Annotated in this window: 15 protein-coding genes; all 15 read left to right on the forward strand. The window is 42.1% G+C overall.

All coding sequences use genetic code 11. The features are described 5' to 3' along the window. Positions 1–1,226 (forward strand): RHS repeat domain-containing protein (locus tag ESB13_RS23115; RefSeq protein WP_281275067.1); only part of this gene is annotated, 1,226 nt, incomplete at its 5' end. Positions 1,227–1,806: 580 nt separating this feature from the next. Continuing rightward, positions 1,807–2,541, forward strand: coding sequence for a hypothetical protein (locus ESB13_RS23120; protein ID WP_129006379.1), 735 nt, complete (start codon positions 1,807–1,809; stop codon positions 2,539–2,541). A gap of 89 nt (positions 2,542–2,630) precedes the next feature. Then, on the forward strand, positions 2,631–3,122 hold the full coding sequence (locus tag ESB13_RS23125; RefSeq protein WP_164974328.1) for a toxin-antitoxin system YwqK family antitoxin: 492 nt from the start codon (positions 2,631–2,633) through the stop codon (positions 3,120–3,122). Positions 3,123–3,816: 694 nt separating this feature from the next. Beyond that, positions 3,817–4,272 (forward strand): hypothetical protein, encoded by a 456-nt coding sequence (locus ESB13_RS23130; protein WP_129006383.1) that lies wholly within the window; start codon positions 3,817–3,819, stop codon positions 4,270–4,272. Beyond that, complete coding sequence (locus ESB13_RS23135; RefSeq protein ID WP_220399754.1) at positions 4,269–4,826, forward strand: RHS repeat domain-containing protein; 558 nt, start codon at positions 4,269–4,271, stop codon at positions 4,824–4,826. The genes ESB13_RS23130 and ESB13_RS23135 overlap by 4 nt, the downstream gene beginning before the upstream one ends. Further along, the gene (locus ESB13_RS23140) at positions 4,760–5,188 is read left to right on the forward strand and encodes a hypothetical protein (protein WP_164974329.1); all 429 of its coding nucleotides are present in this window, start codon (positions 4,760–4,762) and stop codon (positions 5,186–5,188) included. Before ESB13_RS23135 ends, ESB13_RS23140 begins: the two co-directional genes overlap by 67 nt. 3 nt (positions 5,189–5,191) lie before the next feature. Then, complete coding sequence (locus ESB13_RS23145) at positions 5,192–5,464, forward strand: hypothetical protein (protein ID WP_129006389.1); 273 nt, start codon at positions 5,192–5,194, stop codon at positions 5,462–5,464. A gap of 106 nt (positions 5,465–5,570) precedes the next feature. Continuing rightward, a complete protein-coding gene (locus ESB13_RS23855; protein WP_164974330.1) occupies positions 5,571–5,714 on the forward strand; it encodes a hypothetical protein in 144 nt (47 codons plus the stop codon). 250 nt (positions 5,715–5,964) lie between these two features. Next, the gene (locus tag ESB13_RS23150) at positions 5,965–6,333 is read left to right on the forward strand and encodes a hypothetical protein (protein ID WP_129006391.1); all 369 of its coding nucleotides are present in this window, start codon (positions 5,965–5,967) and stop codon (positions 6,331–6,333) included. 282 nt (positions 6,334–6,615) lie between these two features. Then, positions 6,616–7,905, forward strand: a complete 1,290-nt coding sequence (locus ESB13_RS23155; RefSeq protein ID WP_129006393.1) for a thioredoxin family protein — start codon at positions 6,616–6,618, stop codon at positions 7,903–7,905. A gap of 697 nt (positions 7,906–8,602) precedes the next feature. Next, positions 8,603–8,824, forward strand: a complete 222-nt coding sequence (locus ESB13_RS23160) for a hypothetical protein (protein WP_129006394.1) — start codon at positions 8,603–8,605, stop codon at positions 8,822–8,824. 448 nt (positions 8,825–9,272) lie between these two features. Continuing rightward, positions 9,273–9,749 carry a hypothetical protein gene (locus ESB13_RS23165; protein ID WP_129006396.1) on the forward strand — a complete coding sequence of 159 codons (477 nt, stop codon included), beginning with the start codon at positions 9,273–9,275 and terminating at the stop codon, positions 9,747–9,749. A gap of 61 nt (positions 9,750–9,810) precedes the next feature. Then, the gene (locus tag ESB13_RS23170) at positions 9,811–10,641 is read left to right on the forward strand and encodes a polysaccharide deacetylase family protein (protein WP_129006398.1); all 831 of its coding nucleotides are present in this window, start codon (positions 9,811–9,813) and stop codon (positions 10,639–10,641) included. Between the two features lie 4 nt (positions 10,642–10,645). After that, the gene (locus ESB13_RS23175) at positions 10,646–11,902 is read left to right on the forward strand and encodes a cation:proton antiporter (RefSeq protein ID WP_129006400.1); all 1,257 of its coding nucleotides are present in this window, start codon (positions 10,646–10,648) and stop codon (positions 11,900–11,902) included. 507 nt (positions 11,903–12,409) lie between these two features. Continuing rightward, positions 12,410–16,699 carry a DNA-directed RNA polymerase subunit beta' gene (gene rpoC / locus ESB13_RS23180; RefSeq protein WP_129006402.1) on the forward strand — a complete coding sequence of 1,430 codons (4,290 nt, stop codon included), beginning with the start codon at positions 12,410–12,412 and terminating at the stop codon, positions 16,697–16,699. Positions 16,700–16,730: the final 31 nt, after the last annotated feature.

Consider the following 16,730-nt stretch of genomic DNA (forward strand, 5'->3'; position numbering starts at 1 on the left):
CTGGTAGTAATTATGTGGCTAATGGGAGCAAGCCCAAGGCTTACCTGAACTATGTGTTATTCGATGAACAATTCAACATTGTATGGACGGGGGATAGTTATAACAGCGGTTTTAGCCAGGTGGGGGAGGATGGGGTTTTTACGTCTCATGAAGTAGTGGGAAGGGAGATGAGGAAGTCTGGTTATTTGTATATTTATGTATCGAATGAGACGCCTAATATAGATGTGTTCTTTGACAACGTACAGGTGAGTCATGAGCGGGGGGCGTTGCTGGAGGAGACGCATTATTATCCGTTTGGGTTGGAGATGAAGGGGATAAGTTCGAGGGCGGCTGGGAAGTTGGAGAATAGGTTGAAGTATAATGGGAAGGAGTTGCAGGGGGAGGAGTTTAGTGATGGAAGTGGGTTAGAATTGTACGATTACGGAGCCAGGATGCAGGATCCACAGTTGGGAAGATGGGCAGTTATTGATAATAAAGCAGATAAATACACTGAACATTCTCCGTATAGTTATACACTTAATAATCCGGCAAGTTGTATTGATCCCGATGGGCAAATGGTAATATTTGTCAATGGTCATTGGAATAGGTTCGCACATAGACTTGGCTTAAGTCCTGGAGGTCCTAAAGAAGAATACTGGAACTTCTTTAGTACTAAATTTATACAGGCTGCCCGGAACTTCTTTAAAGCAGCCGGCGATGAAGCAAACCATTTTGTTGATGGTTCAAGTTTGTTTGGTGGAGATCAAAGTGGTGCAGATAGATTTGAACTGGGTGTGCAATATGCAAAAGAACACTACGCTGAATTGATTGCCGGCATGAAAGACAATGAAACCGTGAAAATTGTAGGGCATAGTGAAGGTGCCGCTTTTGCAGCCGGTATTGCTTCATATCTCTCAAAGAAGTTTGGAATGAACGGAAGCGCTAATAATCCCGTGCAGGCTATTTTATACTTATCACCTGATGAAGCTGATGAATTTAGTTCTCCCAAGGATATAACTGCTTATCAAATACATGCGTCTAATGATCCGGTCTCGCCTGCTATGCAGGTGAAAGGCGTTGATTATTTTTCAGTTTTGAGAAACCGAAAATTTATGGATGCTCATGGAGCTACTGTATCTAAAGCTGCTATAGATAATTTTTTTAGCGTATTAACTAAATTTGCAGAACAACCTGGAATCTCTTTTATAGAGACCGCAGATTCTTATACTTTTAAAATTACAGAATGAATTCCTTAAAATTGATAGTTTGGATCGTAGCGTATCTTCTGTATGTATTTCTGACAGGTCTATTTCTTTGCTTCCTTTTTTTTATTTGCATAGGAATTAATGCCAGCCCATCTGCTATACAGCAAGATGTTGAAAGGAATCTTACTGTTTTTGTTAGTAAAAAGATTGTTATAGTTCTTGTTTTTGCATTTGTTTTTTCTGTATTGGATGCTCTATTCTTTTTTCTTTTGAAATCGGTCTTAAAACATCGATTCTCTTTTAGGCGGCTGCTATTACGTCACTGTCTATTTTTTGGAGTATTTGCCTTGTTTTACTTGATTTATTTTTTTTACTCGTTATTAACATAGGCCATGGATTTAGTAATTCTAAAGAGCAATATTTTATAATCTACTTTGGAATAACAATAAATTTATTTTTTTGACGCTTTTATATTAGATGCGTCTATTTAAAAAAGGCGGTATTTTAAAACTGGAGAGCTTGTCATACCTTAGGTATGATCGCTTAGGCGTTTTTTTTGTTATTGTGGGAGTAGAAGGTATGATGTAAAAAAGGAACGGGCTAAAAAGACAAATCTTTTCTAATGAACAAACTGCTAAGAATGGTACGGATATTTTTAATCATGGCTTATATTTTCCTGTTTTCTTGTAAAGGGATAAAGCAAAAAGAAGAAGGTACGCCCAATGAGTTCTATGATGCGCAGATTGGTAGGTGGCATAGTGTTGATCTGTTAGCCGAAAAGTGTTATTCATTCAGTCCTTATGTTTATGCTATTAATGATCCTGTTTTGCTTCTTGATTTTGATGGCCGGGATTTTGATCTAAGTAAGTATAAGGGAAAGGAGGAAATGAAAGCTTTGCAAGCGTTTTTGTCAACAAAAGAGGGTTATCAGTTTTTTGCACAATTTGCCAAAAAGGGAACAAGTATTATTGTTAATGGTCAGAAATTTTCATTCACGAAGGATGGCGAACGTTCTAAAGATATCTTAAAGCTGCAGGTTAAGGATATGTATGTCAATGGTTCGACGAATACTTACGAAAAAAATGAAGATGGATCAAAAGGGAAGCATTTGCAAGATGCGGATAAGGCATCAGATGTGTCAAAAGGTGTTATTCATGTGATTGCCTCTTATAAAGAGTTGTCGGAGGATGGCGCTTTATTGAACTTAGCGCATGAAGCGCTCGTTCACGTAAATGAGGATGTTAAACGTCTAAAAGAAATGGATAAGGCTGTTAATGATGGGAAATTAAAGCCAGGGTCTAAGGAATATATTCATAATGTTACAGGAGGCGGGGTTAAGCTCTGTTGTCGATCATAATAGATTAGCTTCAGGTAGAGCTACCGAACTGAAGAATGTCGCGGCTCAGCCAGATAAACTTAAAAATACAAAAATTTATACAAATCTGTATGAGGAAAATGTACGGGACCATCAGCCATCTTCTTCAAAATAGGATATGGGTTTTTTATGTAATTTTTATTGGTTCATGCCAGAATAGGATACAAGAGCCTAGGTTGCAATTAAGTAAAGAAGTTTACCAGAATGGTTATGTTCAATCTAAAGGTGCTTTGATTAATGGAAAAAGAAATGGACTTTGGACCTTTTATAATGAAGATGGTAATGTAAGGTCTGAGTGTCTATATTATAACGATAGTTTATGTGGTCAGAGTATCGCTTATTTTAAAGCAAGCGGGGATACTTTGAGTATAGGGAGTTATATAAATGGTTCAGAGGATGGGGAATGGAGAAGCTTTTATGGAAATAATATATTAGCTAGAAAAGCCTACTACAACAAGGGAGAAAAAATTGGCATTTGGGAATATTATGCTGAAGATGGAAGAGTTGTTAGAAGAGTTCTTCATGAAGGGGGAAGGGAACAGGTTCTTTTTGAGAAGGAGTGATATATATAAATGTGGTGATTAGCTAGTGTTAAATGAGTTGGCTTAGCTTGAAAAGAAATAGGTAATAGGTTAATAAGTAGATTGCATGACGATAATGATTCGGGCATTAGTGTTAATGATGGTTGCATTTTGGATAATGTCCTGCTCTGCAACTGAAAATAAGGAAGGCAAGAATGCGGGAGAGAATGCTTTGATTCTTTTTATATAGCATTTCATACGGATACTTTTTCAGAAAAAGAGAATTCTATTTCCTCTTATTGGTCGCTCCTACGACTTGCCTGTAACTACTAACGATAGCTCTTTTGTTCGGTTATAAAAGGAAAGGAGCGTAAGTTTTATGTTAATACGTTGTGGGATAGCGCTAGTTGGGGTATCCACCATTTGCTGACAGATGCCGATCGATTTAAATGAGAAAATGTTAGTGACTCAAGTTTTGTATTTGAGCGCATTTTTGTGCCTGATTCTGATTTTCAAATTGAACGAGTATTCAAGTGTAATGGGAATAAATGGTATCTGTTTTATTATGCCGATAATGTTTATTGATTAAAGGAAGGTGTTGTAGGAGGGGGACTCTTGCAAGAGATCGTAGTTGTTACTTAGTAGGAAATTTGATGTTAGTGCCGGGCTAGCTGCAGGGATATTTCTTGTTAATACGGTAACTGAGACCAGTATAAAAGGTATCTCATGAAATGTAATGCATTTAGGGCTTGTGGGTGTCAGCAGTGGCAGTCATGCTGCGGCACAGTTGCAGGGCAATGGTAATCTTTCTTCGGGTGTGGGCAGGTTTTTGGCGGAGTCTGGTAGTAATTATGTGGCTAATGGGAGCAAGCCCAAGGCTTACCTGAACTATGTGTTATTTGATGAACAATTCAACATTGTATGGACGGGGGATAGTTATAACAGCGGTTTTAGCCAGGTGGGGGATGACGGGGTTTTTACATCTCATGAAGTAGTGGGAAGGGAGATGAGGAAGTCTGGTTATTTGTATATTTATGTATCGAATGAGACGCCTAATATCGATGTGTTCTTTGACAACGTACAGGTGAGTCATGAGCGGGGGGCGTTGCTGGAGGAGACGCATTATTATCCGTTTGGGTTGGAGATGAAGGGGATAAGTTCGAGGCGGCGGGGAAGTTGGAGAATAGGTTGAAGTATAATGGGAAGGAGTTGCAGGGGGAGGAGTTTAGTGATGGTAGCGGATTAGAGTTGTATGATTTTGGGGCGAGGACACAAGATCCGCAATTGGGCAGATGGTGGGGGATTGATCCTTTAGCGGATCAAATGAGGCGCCATTCTCCCTATAATTTTGCTTTTGATAATCCCTTAAGGTTTATAGATAAAGATGGTATGGCTTTCTTCGACTGGAAGAAGGATAAAGATGGGAATTTTATCTATGATAAATATTTAATTGCGGCAAATGCCTCAACAGAACTAGGTAAAGGAGATAGTTATGTAGGAGCTGCTGCAACAGTAACATCTGGTAGCAGAGGTGCGGATGGTTCTATAAATCCAGAAACTGTTCATAGCTTAAATGCTGATGGTAGTGTCACCGATATGAAATCCGGGACTACCTTCACAGAAGGTGAATCTAAAAAGACCGCAAAGGGTAGCTCCATCACTTCATATAAGTCTGAACAATGGGGCTTTTTATTCCAGAGCTTACAGCCGATATTACGGCATCGGCTGGAGCGGCTTTGGAAGTGAAAGGAGCCTTTAATTTACAAGGTGGGAAAGGTGTAACAGCTATAGGGGTAGAAGATAACAAAATTAAATTACTTGGCCGAGATGTATTTAACTGGAACCAAGGGGCTTCTCAAAAAGTCTGGGGAGAAGTAGGGATGGATTTTGCTCCCAATGCTTCTACTGGGTTTAAAAATACTTCTGGAGCTGAAAATACGCAGTCTTCTAAAACTGTTGTATTCGGATTTATAACAGATGAACACTCAAAAAACTTAAGCAATGGCCGAATTTCCTCGCAAATTAACATTGAATTTGGCGGAGCTATAGGGCTCGGCCTAATTGCGGAATGGGGGATTAAAATACCAATTTGGAAATCTGATAATTAAATCATGACAATAGTATTAGGATATATTTGGTTCTTTTCTTTAATAGTAAAGATTGCTTTACACATACATCTGGATTTAAAGCACAATAGATATCAAGGAATTGGTTCGGCCGGAATGAATCCCTTTGAACTCTTTTTTCCTTACAGCCGTTCGGTAAAACCTTCTTTTGTAAAAGAAAAAAAAATATGCAATGTATTATACAGGGCAGCAATTATAACAATCGTTTTGTTTTTTGTATATGCATACTTTTCTGGTACAAAAATTACCAAATGGTAACTTTCACGATCATTTTAAAATAACTTAGTCTATCTAAAGTATGGATTGTGAAGGATATTTCGTTATTGTTTACGTCATTATGTGTTTTAAATAGTTGAATGAGCCAATGCTAGTAGCTACGATTTCGGGTGTATATCTGAAGGTTCATGATGGTCTGGCGTATGTGATGTCTAATAGAATATTGGCAAAGCTGGTGTTGTTGAACGAGGATATACAGATGCAAACGGCAATGTTCAACCCTATCTATTAAATGCTGATGGGTTTGACCTGTATAAGGATACATTATATCTTATAAATAAGGTGAAGTTGGTTGTTGTTGACACAAAAAGCGGAAGTGTTACAATTGATGTGAAAGTTAATTTGTTTCTTGGGAAACAGTTGAAGTTGAATAAGTATGCGAGAGCAATAGCTGCTTATGATAATGGTTATTATATAAGTTTTCTTAATGAAATTTATACTGTATCGATACTGGTTATTATTTTGTTGATAATATTAAGGTTTTGAATAGTAATAGGTCCCTGATTGCCTCAAGAGGTTCTGTTAAGGTGATTACACTGAAAGGGAAAGTGTTATCTTTTCTGCCATTTGAATTTGCCGGAACAGGTTATGTACAGGCATTCAAGGTGATTAGCTATTCAGCAGTTCCGGAAGATAGTGTTTATGAATTTGGTTTGAGTAAAGGTTCGTTCATTAGCCTTAAGAGATTTGCTCCTGCTGCATTAACCAAAGTAATGAATGAGCCAATCATATCCTGTTCCAATGATGACTATTTTGTTGCCTTTGAATATTCAAAAAGAAATACTATATACGTATTGAAGGGAGTTCTTAAATCGTGCAGTAATGCAAGAAGAAAATTATTCCATGAATAGTCTGTTTCTTATGATATTCAGTTCGCTTTAAATAATTGAATTCGGGAGTGTTACAGTAAGTGTGTAAAGTTTCAATCGGGGTTTAATCTGCTATAGTGTAACCCTGTTCTGAAAAATAGTTAAAAACTGATTCGGGATCATGCCCCAAAAATTATGGATGCTCATGAAGCAACTGTTGTGATACATCGATTGTGGAAAAATGGAGAAATGAAAAGTATTTTGCAAATTAGTGATTTGATTTGCTAAGTAGTTATGTAGCTTTAATAAATAACTAAACCCCATATGCCTAAGTTTTTCATTATCTTAATCATTTTCCTGAACTCCGCTATTCTTGTTAAAGCACAGGATAAAGGAGGTGTTCAATTTGTTCAGGGGCTTAGCTGGGCCCAGATAAAGGAGAAAGCGAGGTTGGAAAATAAATATATTTTCCTGGACGGATTTACGACGTGGTGCGCTCCCTGCCGGATGATGGAGAAGAATGTACTTTCACAACAAATAACCGGCGATTTTTTTAATGCACGTTTTGTGAATGTTAAAGTACAGTTTGATGTTACCCAAGCCGATAATGATGAGGTGAAAAGCTGGTATAAGGATGCCCAGGATATTAGAAAGGAATATTCAATAGACTCGTATCCTACTTATCTTTTTTTTAATCCGAATGGTGAACTCGTGTACAGAATAGCTGGTGCCTCTTCTACGCCTGAAGCGTTTGTTGTGAAGGCTAAGGATGCGTTAAATCCAGGTAGTCAATATTACATGCTGAAAAAGCAATACGAATCTGGGGTAAAACGGGACCCTGAATTTCTTACATCGCTGATTAAAGCTGCTGAAATAGCAAACGAAAATGCTGCTATTCCTGAAATCGTCAATGCGTATTTACTTACACAAACTGATCCATTGACGGAAGGTAACCTCAGGATTATAAGTGCCGGCACATCTAAAAGTTCTGACCGGGGATTTGATATTTTAAGAAATAACCGGGCTACAGCAGATGCTGTGTTGGGACAGGGTAAAAGCGGTGATATCATCAGAGGAATTCTGATAAACGAAATTGTAATTCCATTTCTCAGAAATGGCGGACATGTTGAAAGACATGGCCCTATGCTGATCTATACCGGTGAAATAAATGATAATCCAGACTGGCAGGAACTTAGAGAAAAGCTGGATAAGCAATGCCCGGAATTTTCGGACGAAGTGATAATGGCGGCCAGGCCACTGTATTGTGAATGGAAAAATGACTGGCCCCGGTATGCACAACATGCAGCTTCTTTTATAAACAAGTATGGAAGCCGGTTATCCGGGGACGCTTTAAACGCTTATGCCTGGGCCATCCTCATCAACAGCAATGATGAAAGATGTTTGGAAGCTGCAACTGCGTGGTCGAAATCTTCGTTATCAGGAACGAATGTAAAGCATCCGGGGTTCCTGTTTACCTACGCAAACCTATTATATAAATCCGGGAAAAAAGAGGAGGCTATAGCCGTTCAGAAAGATATAGTGAAGCTTTCAAATGAAGATGAAGTGTATATGCAGGTACTTAACAAAATGGAGAAAGGTGAAAAAGTGTTTTGAAGAAGGGCTGATTCCGGTGGTGTGTTGGTCAATTACCTGTGCGCATCTGGAAAAGCGGGATTTTGAATAAAGGAAAGCAAAATGAATAAGTTGAAAAGCCCTTTCTTATTGTTGGCTATAGATTTTATTTTGCTATGGCTATATTGGTATTATCAGCCATTATGTGAACCCTGTTTAGATAGGCAGGATTGTTCTTCTTGTATGTCTAAAGAACAATACTTTATAATTTATTTTGGAGTAATAATAAATTTGTCTTGGGTGTTATATTGTTTTTACAAGAGTAGAAAGGTAAAACCATAAGATATATTGAACCTGCACGCGTTATGATTCCTCAGCAGGGTAAGTAGGGGGATATTCCGATAACCAGGGTAACCTGATTGTTGTGTTCTCCCGGGGGGAGCCCGGATGTGATTACCCGGTTTGATTTCTATTTGAGCCGATTTAAAAGTGTTAATCGGCTCAAAATTACGAAAAAAATGAGCCGATTAGAGGGCGTAATTGGCTCATCTTTTCTCAAATATGATATAGGTCTGTTGTTATATGTTGAATATCAATAAGTTATTTATTTCCTGGTTTGATAGATGCTAAATGGAGCATTAATGGTTTGAGGACCTGCAGGAAGGGGCAATAAGCTATTGAAGGTGGTGGCATGAAATTTTGAGATAATGGTGTATTGTTCATCTTAAATTATATAGCTATGCCGAACAGAAAAACAGATAGCCAGGGGTTTGCAACGGAAAATCCGGATGTGGAAAGGGATCTTAGTTCTAAGGGAGACCCGGTGACGGGTTTGGGGAATCCTTCTAATAAACATGGCGTTTCTTCCCCGTATAATGCGGATCTGCAGACGCAGATCACTGCCAAAAATTCTGCGAAAAAGGTAAGGGAGGAAAAAGAACGGAAAGAGAATGAAGAGTAGATGTTTGTGTTTTTGTTCCCGTGAATAGTGTTTAATTGCTTCAGCATGGTTTCGTGCTGTTGAATCTGTGCGCGACATTGTGTTGCGCACAGATTTTTTTTGCCTATATCCCTGGTTTTAAACGGTGTTTTTAGCCGTATTGCTATGAGAGGTTGGAAATTCAGCAGTTTTTAGGCGGCTTTAAGACGGCTTATAGACGGCTATATAAAGCGTTCTTTTTCGTGCAGGGAGGGCGAGAACTGCCTGCTTGACCTGGTTGTTTGGTGTTGCAGGGGGAAGAAAGGTGCCGGGCTTCGAAAGTATTCCTTTCCTGCTTGTGTATTGTGCGAACTTGGGTAGCCTTCTTCGGCGTTTATAGCGGGCTGTTTTGGGAGGTGAGAGGCGTTTGGTACGTCTTTGGTAGACGTATTTATTTACACCTATGTGATAACGTTTTAAATGACAACTTATGAGTAACCAAAGAGATATTAAGGATTCTGAGAAGGATCAAAAGAAAATGGAACCTGAGATGAGTTATCTTGATCTGCCGGAGGTGAAAGATATTCCGGGGCAGGAAAACGTGAGGCCGGCGCCTTTGGGTGGCATTGGGGATATGACGGCTTCTTCGGCAGACGAGGAAGGTAAACGGGTGCTGGACAGGGAAGAAGATGAGCTTGATGAAACGGATGTTACGGAAGAGGAAAGGGAGCTGCTGAGAGAGACTGCGGAGAGTGGTGCGGGATCGGAAGACCTGGATGTGCGCCGGGCGCGGTTGGATAATACCGATGATGATGGTGATCCGTTGAATGAGAGTGAAGGGCATCCGTTGTCGGGGCGGGATCTTGATGTGCCGGGGAGCGATGATGACGATGATATGGAGGATATAGGTGAGGAAGATGAGGAGAACAATGCCTACAGCATTAGTGGGAACGATGGTAATGATTAACAAAAAATAGGGAGTTTAACGTTGAAAATGAGTATATTAGAACTCTAAATCGATTTCTCTGATGAAAACACAATTAGTCTTAGGTGCTGCTGTCGTTACTTTATTTGCTTCGAATTTACTGACAGGTTGTAAGAGTGGGGAAGATGAAAAGAAGAAAGGGGCTGATTCTACCCAGGTTGCGGAAAAGAAGGCTGGTCCTGGTGACCCTATCAAGTATGATAGTTCGAAGCGTTATATTTTTTTAACGTGGGACGATGCGCCTCAGCCGCCGGGGACGAATGTGTGTAAGCAGGTGTTCCAGGAACAAGGGGTGAAGGCTACCTTCTTTATGGTGGGGATGCACCAGTTGGATCATCGCCGGAAATTGATTGTTGACTCGCTGCGTAATGCTTATCCGCAATTCCTGATAGCCAACCATAGTTATACGCATGGTTTCCGTAACAATTACCGTAGTTTTTATGCGCATGCGGATAGTGCCGTGAATGATTTCCTGAAAGCGCAGGAGGAATTGAAGATCCCTGTTAAGATCATAAGACTGCCTGGTAATAACAACTGGGTATCGAAGGGGGAGATACGCGGACCTAAAACGCCACGTGAGGTGTGCAAGCGCCTGGATTCACTTGGGTTTAAAGTGGTGGGCTGGGACCTGGAATGGCGTTTCAAAGGAAACTCTACGCCGATACAGAGTGCTGACGAAATGGTAGCCGAGGTGAACAACAAGTTTGATAATTTCACGAGTTATGAGCCCAATGCGGTTGTGATATTAGCGCATGACCGGATGTTTGCGGGCAAGCAATATGCTGATTCTTTAAGGAAATTTATTTCGGTATTAAAGCAGGATCCAAGGAATGTGTTTGAGACGATAGACCATTATCCTATGGTGCAGAAATAGATCGATGACTATATCTTATACAGTTTCTATTATAGTAGTATTAGCGGCGCTGATTGCATATCTCAATCAGCGCTTTTTACGTTTGCCCAATGCGATAGGGGTGATGGTGATTTCCATTTCGATGTCGGTGGTGCTGATGCTTAGCAGTGGTTTGTTCCCGGAGTTTTTTCATGATACCATTGCTTTAATAGACTCTGTGGATTTTGACAAGGTGGTGATTGGTACGATGCTGAACTTCCTGTTGTTTGCGGGCACGATACAGATACGTATTGCGGATCTGCGGACGCAGCAGCTGGCGGTGCTATTGTTTTCAACGGTGAGTGTGGCTTTGTCTACGGCAATTGTTGGTTTCCTGTTGTATGGTGTGGTGTGGTTGTTGAAGATGCCGGTTACGTTGCTGGAGTGTTGTTTGTTCGGGGCGTTGATATCGCCTACTGACCCGGTGTCGGTATTGGGGATCATCAAGGAGGCGAAGGTCTCGAAATCGCTGGAGATGAAGATTGCGGGTGAGTCGCTCTTCAATGACGGGGTGGCGCTGGTGATCTTTTTTAGCATACTGCATGCGATCCGGAATCCGCAGGTGGCGGTTACTTTCAGTGGTGTGGCCAAGGTGTTTGCCTGGGAGGCGCTGGGGGGGCTGGCCCTGGGGTTATTGCTGGGTTTTATAGGATTGAGGGCGTTAAAGGGAATAGACCATTATAAAGTGGAGGTAATGATTTCGCTGGCTATAGTGGTGGGCGGGTATTCACTGGCAAGGAGCATAGGGATCTCGGGGCCGCTGACGATGGTGGCTGCGGGGATATTCATAGGGAATTATGGGAAGTCGTATGCCATGTCGGATGTGTCGCGTGATTACCTGGATAAGTTCTGGGAGCTTGTGGAGGAGATACTGAACATTGTATTGTTTGTATTGATAGGATTTGAATTGTTGCTGATAAAACGTTATGATCATTATGTGCTGGTGGGGTGTGCGGCGGTGGTAATAGTGCTGGCGGCGCGGTTTATATCGCTTGCCATTCCGGCGTTATTTATCCGTTTCTGGGAGAAGATGAGCGGGCGGACTTTGTTATTTCTTACGTGGGGAGGGTTGCGTGGCGGGGTATCGATTGCGCTGGCGCTTACTTTAACGCGGGGATTACATCGGGATCTGTTTGTATTTGTGACCTATTTCGTGGTAGTTTTTTCTGTGATCGTGCAGGGATTGAGCATTGAGCGGCTGACGAGCAGGGAGAAGCGGCGGATGCTGGAGCAGAATAGGTAGGGAGGGGGTAAAAAAATGCACGCCGGGAAACCGGCGCGCGTATCATTTTAAAAACAATAAATAAAACCTTTCTTTCATATGGCTTAGACCGAAGTCAGCAATCTTTTGGCAAGCAATTTAAATGGCAATAAATTCTGTTAGAGGTTTGACACTTTAGCAATTCGCTGGATCAAAATAAAGGAATTCCTTTCAAACTAACAAATATTAGTGACAGTATTTTTAGAAATTTTTGAAACTTCAGGTTGAATAATAATTGGTGTTTGTGGGTTGTAATGTAAAATTTTTTTTGTTTTATTAGTAATTACTACCTTTGCCGCCTTATGGATTTTGGAAAATTGTATTCCGTTCACACATCTTTCTTACATTTCAACAGGTACCTGGCAAGGTAAAATATACCTTAATAAGCTGCTATTCAGTTTATTAGGGCATTGATTTGTGATGAAATGAGATAGGAGAAATGGGGGTATAGTGTTCCGTCATCTGTTTTAAAAATTGCAATTTTTACATATGGCCATTAAAAAAGACAATCGTCCCAAAGCATCATTTTCTAAAATAACCATCGGTTTGGCATCGCCGGACAGTATTTTAGAACGCAGCTTTGGTGAAGTATTGAAGCCTGAAACCATCAATTACCGTACGTACAAGCCCGAGCGGGATGGTCTGTTTTGTGAAAGAATTTTCGGTCCTGTAAAAGATTATGAATGTGCCTGTGGCAAATACAAGCGTATCCGTTATAAGGGTATTGTTTGTGACCGTTGCGGGGTTGAGGTAACAGAGAAGAAGGTGCGTCGTGAGCGCATGGGCCACATTAAGCTGGTGGTGCCTGTGGTGCATATCTGGTATTTCAAAAGCTTACCTAACAAGATTGGTTACCTGTTGGGTATGAGTTCCAAGAAATTGGAGACGATTGTTTATTATGAAAGGTATGCGGTTATACAGCCGGGTATCCGTGAAGATAAAGGTTTACAAAGCGGTGATCTTTTGACTGAAGAAGAGTACCTGGAGATCATGGATAATCTTCCAAAAGATAACCAGTACCTGCCTGATGAAGATCCTAATAAATTCATTGCCAAGATGGGTGCTGAGGCTGTGCATGATCTGCTGGCCCGCATTGAGCTTGACTCTTTAAGTTTCACCCTGCGTAATGCAGCTGCGAACGAGACTTCACAACAGCGTAAGGCGGATGCCCTGAAGCGTTTGAGTGTGGTGGAATCGTTCCGTGAGGCTTCTACCCGTATCACTAACCGTCCTGAGTGGATGGTGATGCAGTATGTGCCTGTTATTCCTCCTGAATTACGTCCGTTGGTTCCATTGGATGGCGGTCGTTTTGCGTCTTCTGACCTGAACGATCTTTATCGTCGTGTGATCATCCGTAATAACCGTTTAAAGCGTTTGCTGGAGATCAAAGCTCCCGAGGTGATCTTGCGTAACGAGAAGCGTATGTTGCAGGAAGCGGTTGATTCGTTGTTTGACAACAGCCGTAAGTCGAATGCTGTAAAGGCAGAAGGCGGACGTGCGCTGAAATCGCTGAGTGATGTGCTGAAAGGTAAACAAGGCCGTTTCCGTCAGAACCTGTTGGGTAAACGTGTTGACTACTCTGGCCGTTCTGTAATTGTGGTAGGCCCTGAGCTGAAAATGCATGAGTGTGGTTTACCTAAAGACATGGCTGCGGAGCTGTTCAAGCCGTTTGTTATCCGTAAATTAATAGAAAGGGGTATTGTGAAAACAGTTAAATCGGCCAAGAAGCTGGTTGACCGCAAGGAAGCTGTGATCTGGGATATCCTTGAAAATATACTGAAAGGCCACCCTGTGATGTTAAACCGTGCCCCTACGCTGCACCGTTTATCTATCCAGGCTTTCCAGCCCCGTTTGGTGGAAGGAAAGGCGATTCAGTTACACCCGCTGGTAACAGCATCATTCAACGCCGACTTCGACGGTGACCAGATGGCGGTTCACGTGCCTTTGAGCAGTGCAGCTGTACTGGAAGCCCAGTTGCTGATGTTATCTTCTCACAACATTCTCAACCCTCAGAACGGTACGCCTATCACCCTGCCTTCACAGGACATGGTTCTTGGTTTGTACTACATCACCAAGGGTAAGAAATCGACCGACACTGAAAAAGTGAAGGGTGAGGGTATGGCCTTCTACAACATGGATGAGGTGCTGATCGCGTATAATGAGAACCGTGTAGAATTACACGCCAACATTAAAGTAAAAACCAATGTACGTGAGAACGGCACACTGGTTAAAAAATTAATAGAAACTACTGTAGGCCGCGTACTGTTCAACCAGCACGTACCTAAAGAAGTAGGTTTCGTTAACGCCTTACTTACCAAGAAGAGCCTGAGGGAGATCATTGGTGATATCATCAAGATCACCAACGTTCCCAAGACTGCGAAATTCCTCGATGATATCAAGCAGTTAGGATTCCGTATGGCCTTCCGTGGTGGTTTGTCGTTCAACGTAAACGATCTTATCATTCCTGAAATGAGGAATGAGCTGCTCGAGCAGGCTAAGAACGAAGTTGAGGAAGTGTGGGAGAACTATAACATGGGTCTTATCACCAACAACGAACGTTACAACCAGGTAATCGATATCTGGAGCCGTGTGGATACCCGTATTACTGAAACGCTGATCCGTGAGATGCAGACAGACAAGCAGGGCTTCAACTCTGTTTACATGATGCTTGATTCCGGTGCGCGTGGTAGTAAGCAACAGGTTAAGCAGTTGGCAGGTATCAGGGGTCTGATGGCGAAACCAAGGAAATCCGGTTCTTCCGGTTCCGAGATCATTGAGAACCCGATCCTTTCGAACTTCAAGGGTGGTTTGAACGTATTGGATTACTTCATCTCTACGCACGGTGCGCGTAAAGGTCTTGCGGATACGGCTCTTAAAACGGCGGATGCGGGTTACCTGACCCGTCGTCTTGTAGACGTTGCGCAGGATGTGGTGATCACTGAAGAGGATTGCGGAACATTAAGGGGTATTGCGACTTCAGCGTTGAAAGACAACGAAGACATCGTAGAACCGTTAACAGACCGTATCATGGGACGTACTTCGTTACATGATGTATTCCATCCTCAGACTGATGAGCTGATAGCGAAGGCAGGTGAGGAAATCACTTCTGAAGTAGCGAAAGCTATCGAGGATGCTGGTATCGAAACTGTTGAGATCCGTTCTGTACTTACCTGCGAAAGCAAGCGCGGTGTGTGCGTGAAGTGTTATGGTAAAAACCTGGCAACCGGTTATATGGCTCAGAATGGTGATGCTGTTGGTATCATCGCTGCACAGTCGATCGGTGAACCTGGTACACAGCTGACACTGCGTACGTTCCACGTGGGTGGTATTGCCGGTTCTTCTTCTATCGAATCATCACTGAACGCCAAGTTTGACGGTACTATCCAGTTCGATGGTTTACGTACTGTACTTACTGAAAATGCGGAAGGCGACAAAGAAACCATCGTTATTGGCCGTACCGGTGAGGTAAGGATCATGGATGTGAAGAATGATCGTCTGATGATCACCAATAACGTTCCTTATGGTGCTACGCTGCTGGTGAAAGATGGTCAGCAGGTGAAGAAAGGGGAGCCTATCTGTAAGTGGGATCCGTTCAACAACGTTATCGTTGCTGAGATTGCGGGTGAGATCCGTTTCGAGAATGTAATTGAAGGTGTTACTTTCCGTGAAGAAGCAGATGAGCAAACCGGTCACCGTGATAAAGTGGTTATTGAAACTAAAGATAAGACCAAGATTCCTGGTATCGTGCTGGAAGGCAAGGAGATCAAGAACTACAACTTACCTGTAGGTTCCCGTCTGGTAACGGAAGAAGGTGACAAGGTAAGGGCTGGTCAGGTTATTGTGAAGATCCCGAGGACCCTGCGTAAGTCAGGTGACATCACGGGTGGTTTGCCTCGTGTAACTGAATTGTTCGAGGCAAGGAACCCTGGTAACCCTGCGGTAGTTTGCGAGATCGATGGTGTAGTAGCTTTCGGTAACGTAAAACGTGGTAACCGTGAGATCATTGTAGAAGCGAAAGATGGTATCACCAAGAAATACCTGGTACCGTTGACACGTCAGATCCTGGTACAGGATGGTGACTTCGTGAAAGCTGGTACGCCTTTATCTGATGGTCAGGTAGCGCCTGCGGATATTCTTTCTATCAAAGGACCTTATGCTGTACAAGAGTATGTGGTGAATGAGATCCAGGAAGTTTACCGTTTACAGGGTGTGAAGATCAATGATAAGCACGTAGAGGTTATCGTTCGTCAGATGATGAAGAAAGTAGAGATCGTTGATGCCGGTGATACCAAGTTCCTTGAAGAAGACCTGGAAGACAGGTTTGAATTCAACGAAGAGAATGACCGCATTTTTGATAAGAAAGTTGTAACTGAAGCTGGTGAGAGCAGCAGGCTGAGAGCTGGTCAGATCATTACTTTACGTGAGTTGAGGGAAGAAAACTCCATTTTACGTCGTAGTGATAAGAAACTGGTGGAGGTGCGTGATGCACAGCCAGCCACAGCAACGCCGGTACTGTTGGGTATCACCAAAGCGTCACTGGGTGTACAAAGCTGGATCTCTGCAGCTTCGTTCCAGGAGACAACTAAAGTACTGAGCTCTGCCGCTATCCAGGGTAAAACAGATGATATGATCGGCTTGAAAGAGAACGTGATCACAGGTCACCTGATACCTGCGGGTACTGGTCAGAAGTTATTTGAAAATATGATCGTAGGTAGTAAAGAAGAGTATGAGCTCTTGTCTACGGCCCGCGAGGCAATGAACTTCGATGATGAAGAATAGGAAAAAGCGCCGCAAGGCGCTTTTTTTTTGA

It is taken from the genome of Filimonas effusa (assembly GCF_004118675.1).
Taxonomy (GTDB): Bacteria; Bacteroidota; Bacteroidia; order Chitinophagales; family Chitinophagaceae; genus Filimonas; species Filimonas effusa.

Coding starts and splice junctions, on each gene's coding strand:
- ESB13_RS23120 (WP_129006379.1), top strand. CDS start 1,807: ATGAACAAACTGCTAAGAATGGTACGGATATTTTTAATCATGGCTTAT.
- ESB13_RS23125 (WP_164974328.1), top strand. CDS start 2,631: ATGAGGAAAATGTACGGGACCATCAGCCATCTTCTTCAAAATAGGATA.
- ESB13_RS23130 (WP_129006383.1), top strand. CDS start 3,817: ATGCATTTAGGGCTTGTGGGTGTCAGCAGTGGCAGTCATGCTGCGGCA.
- ESB13_RS23140 (WP_164974329.1), top strand. CDS start 4,760: ATGGGGCTTTTTATTCCAGAGCTTACAGCCGATATTACGGCATCGGCT.
- ESB13_RS23145 (WP_129006389.1), top strand. CDS start 5,192: ATGACAATAGTATTAGGATATATTTGGTTCTTTTCTTTAATAGTAAAG.
- ESB13_RS23855 (WP_164974330.1), top strand. CDS start 5,571: ATGCTAGTAGCTACGATTTCGGGTGTATATCTGAAGGTTCATGATGGT.
- ESB13_RS23155 (WP_129006393.1), top strand. CDS start 6,616: ATGCCTAAGTTTTTCATTATCTTAATCATTTTCCTGAACTCCGCTATT.
- ESB13_RS23160 (WP_129006394.1), top strand. CDS start 8,603: ATGCCGAACAGAAAAACAGATAGCCAGGGGTTTGCAACGGAAAATCCG.
- ESB13_RS23165 (WP_129006396.1), top strand. CDS start 9,273: ATGAGTAACCAAAGAGATATTAAGGATTCTGAGAAGGATCAAAAGAAA.
- ESB13_RS23170 (WP_129006398.1), top strand. CDS start 9,811: ATGAAAACACAATTAGTCTTAGGTGCTGCTGTCGTTACTTTATTTGCT.
- ESB13_RS23175 (WP_129006400.1), top strand. CDS start 10,646: ATGACTATATCTTATACAGTTTCTATTATAGTAGTATTAGCGGCGCTG.
- rpoC (WP_129006402.1), top strand. CDS start 12,410: ATGGCCATTAAAAAAGACAATCGTCCCAAAGCATCATTTTCTAAAATA.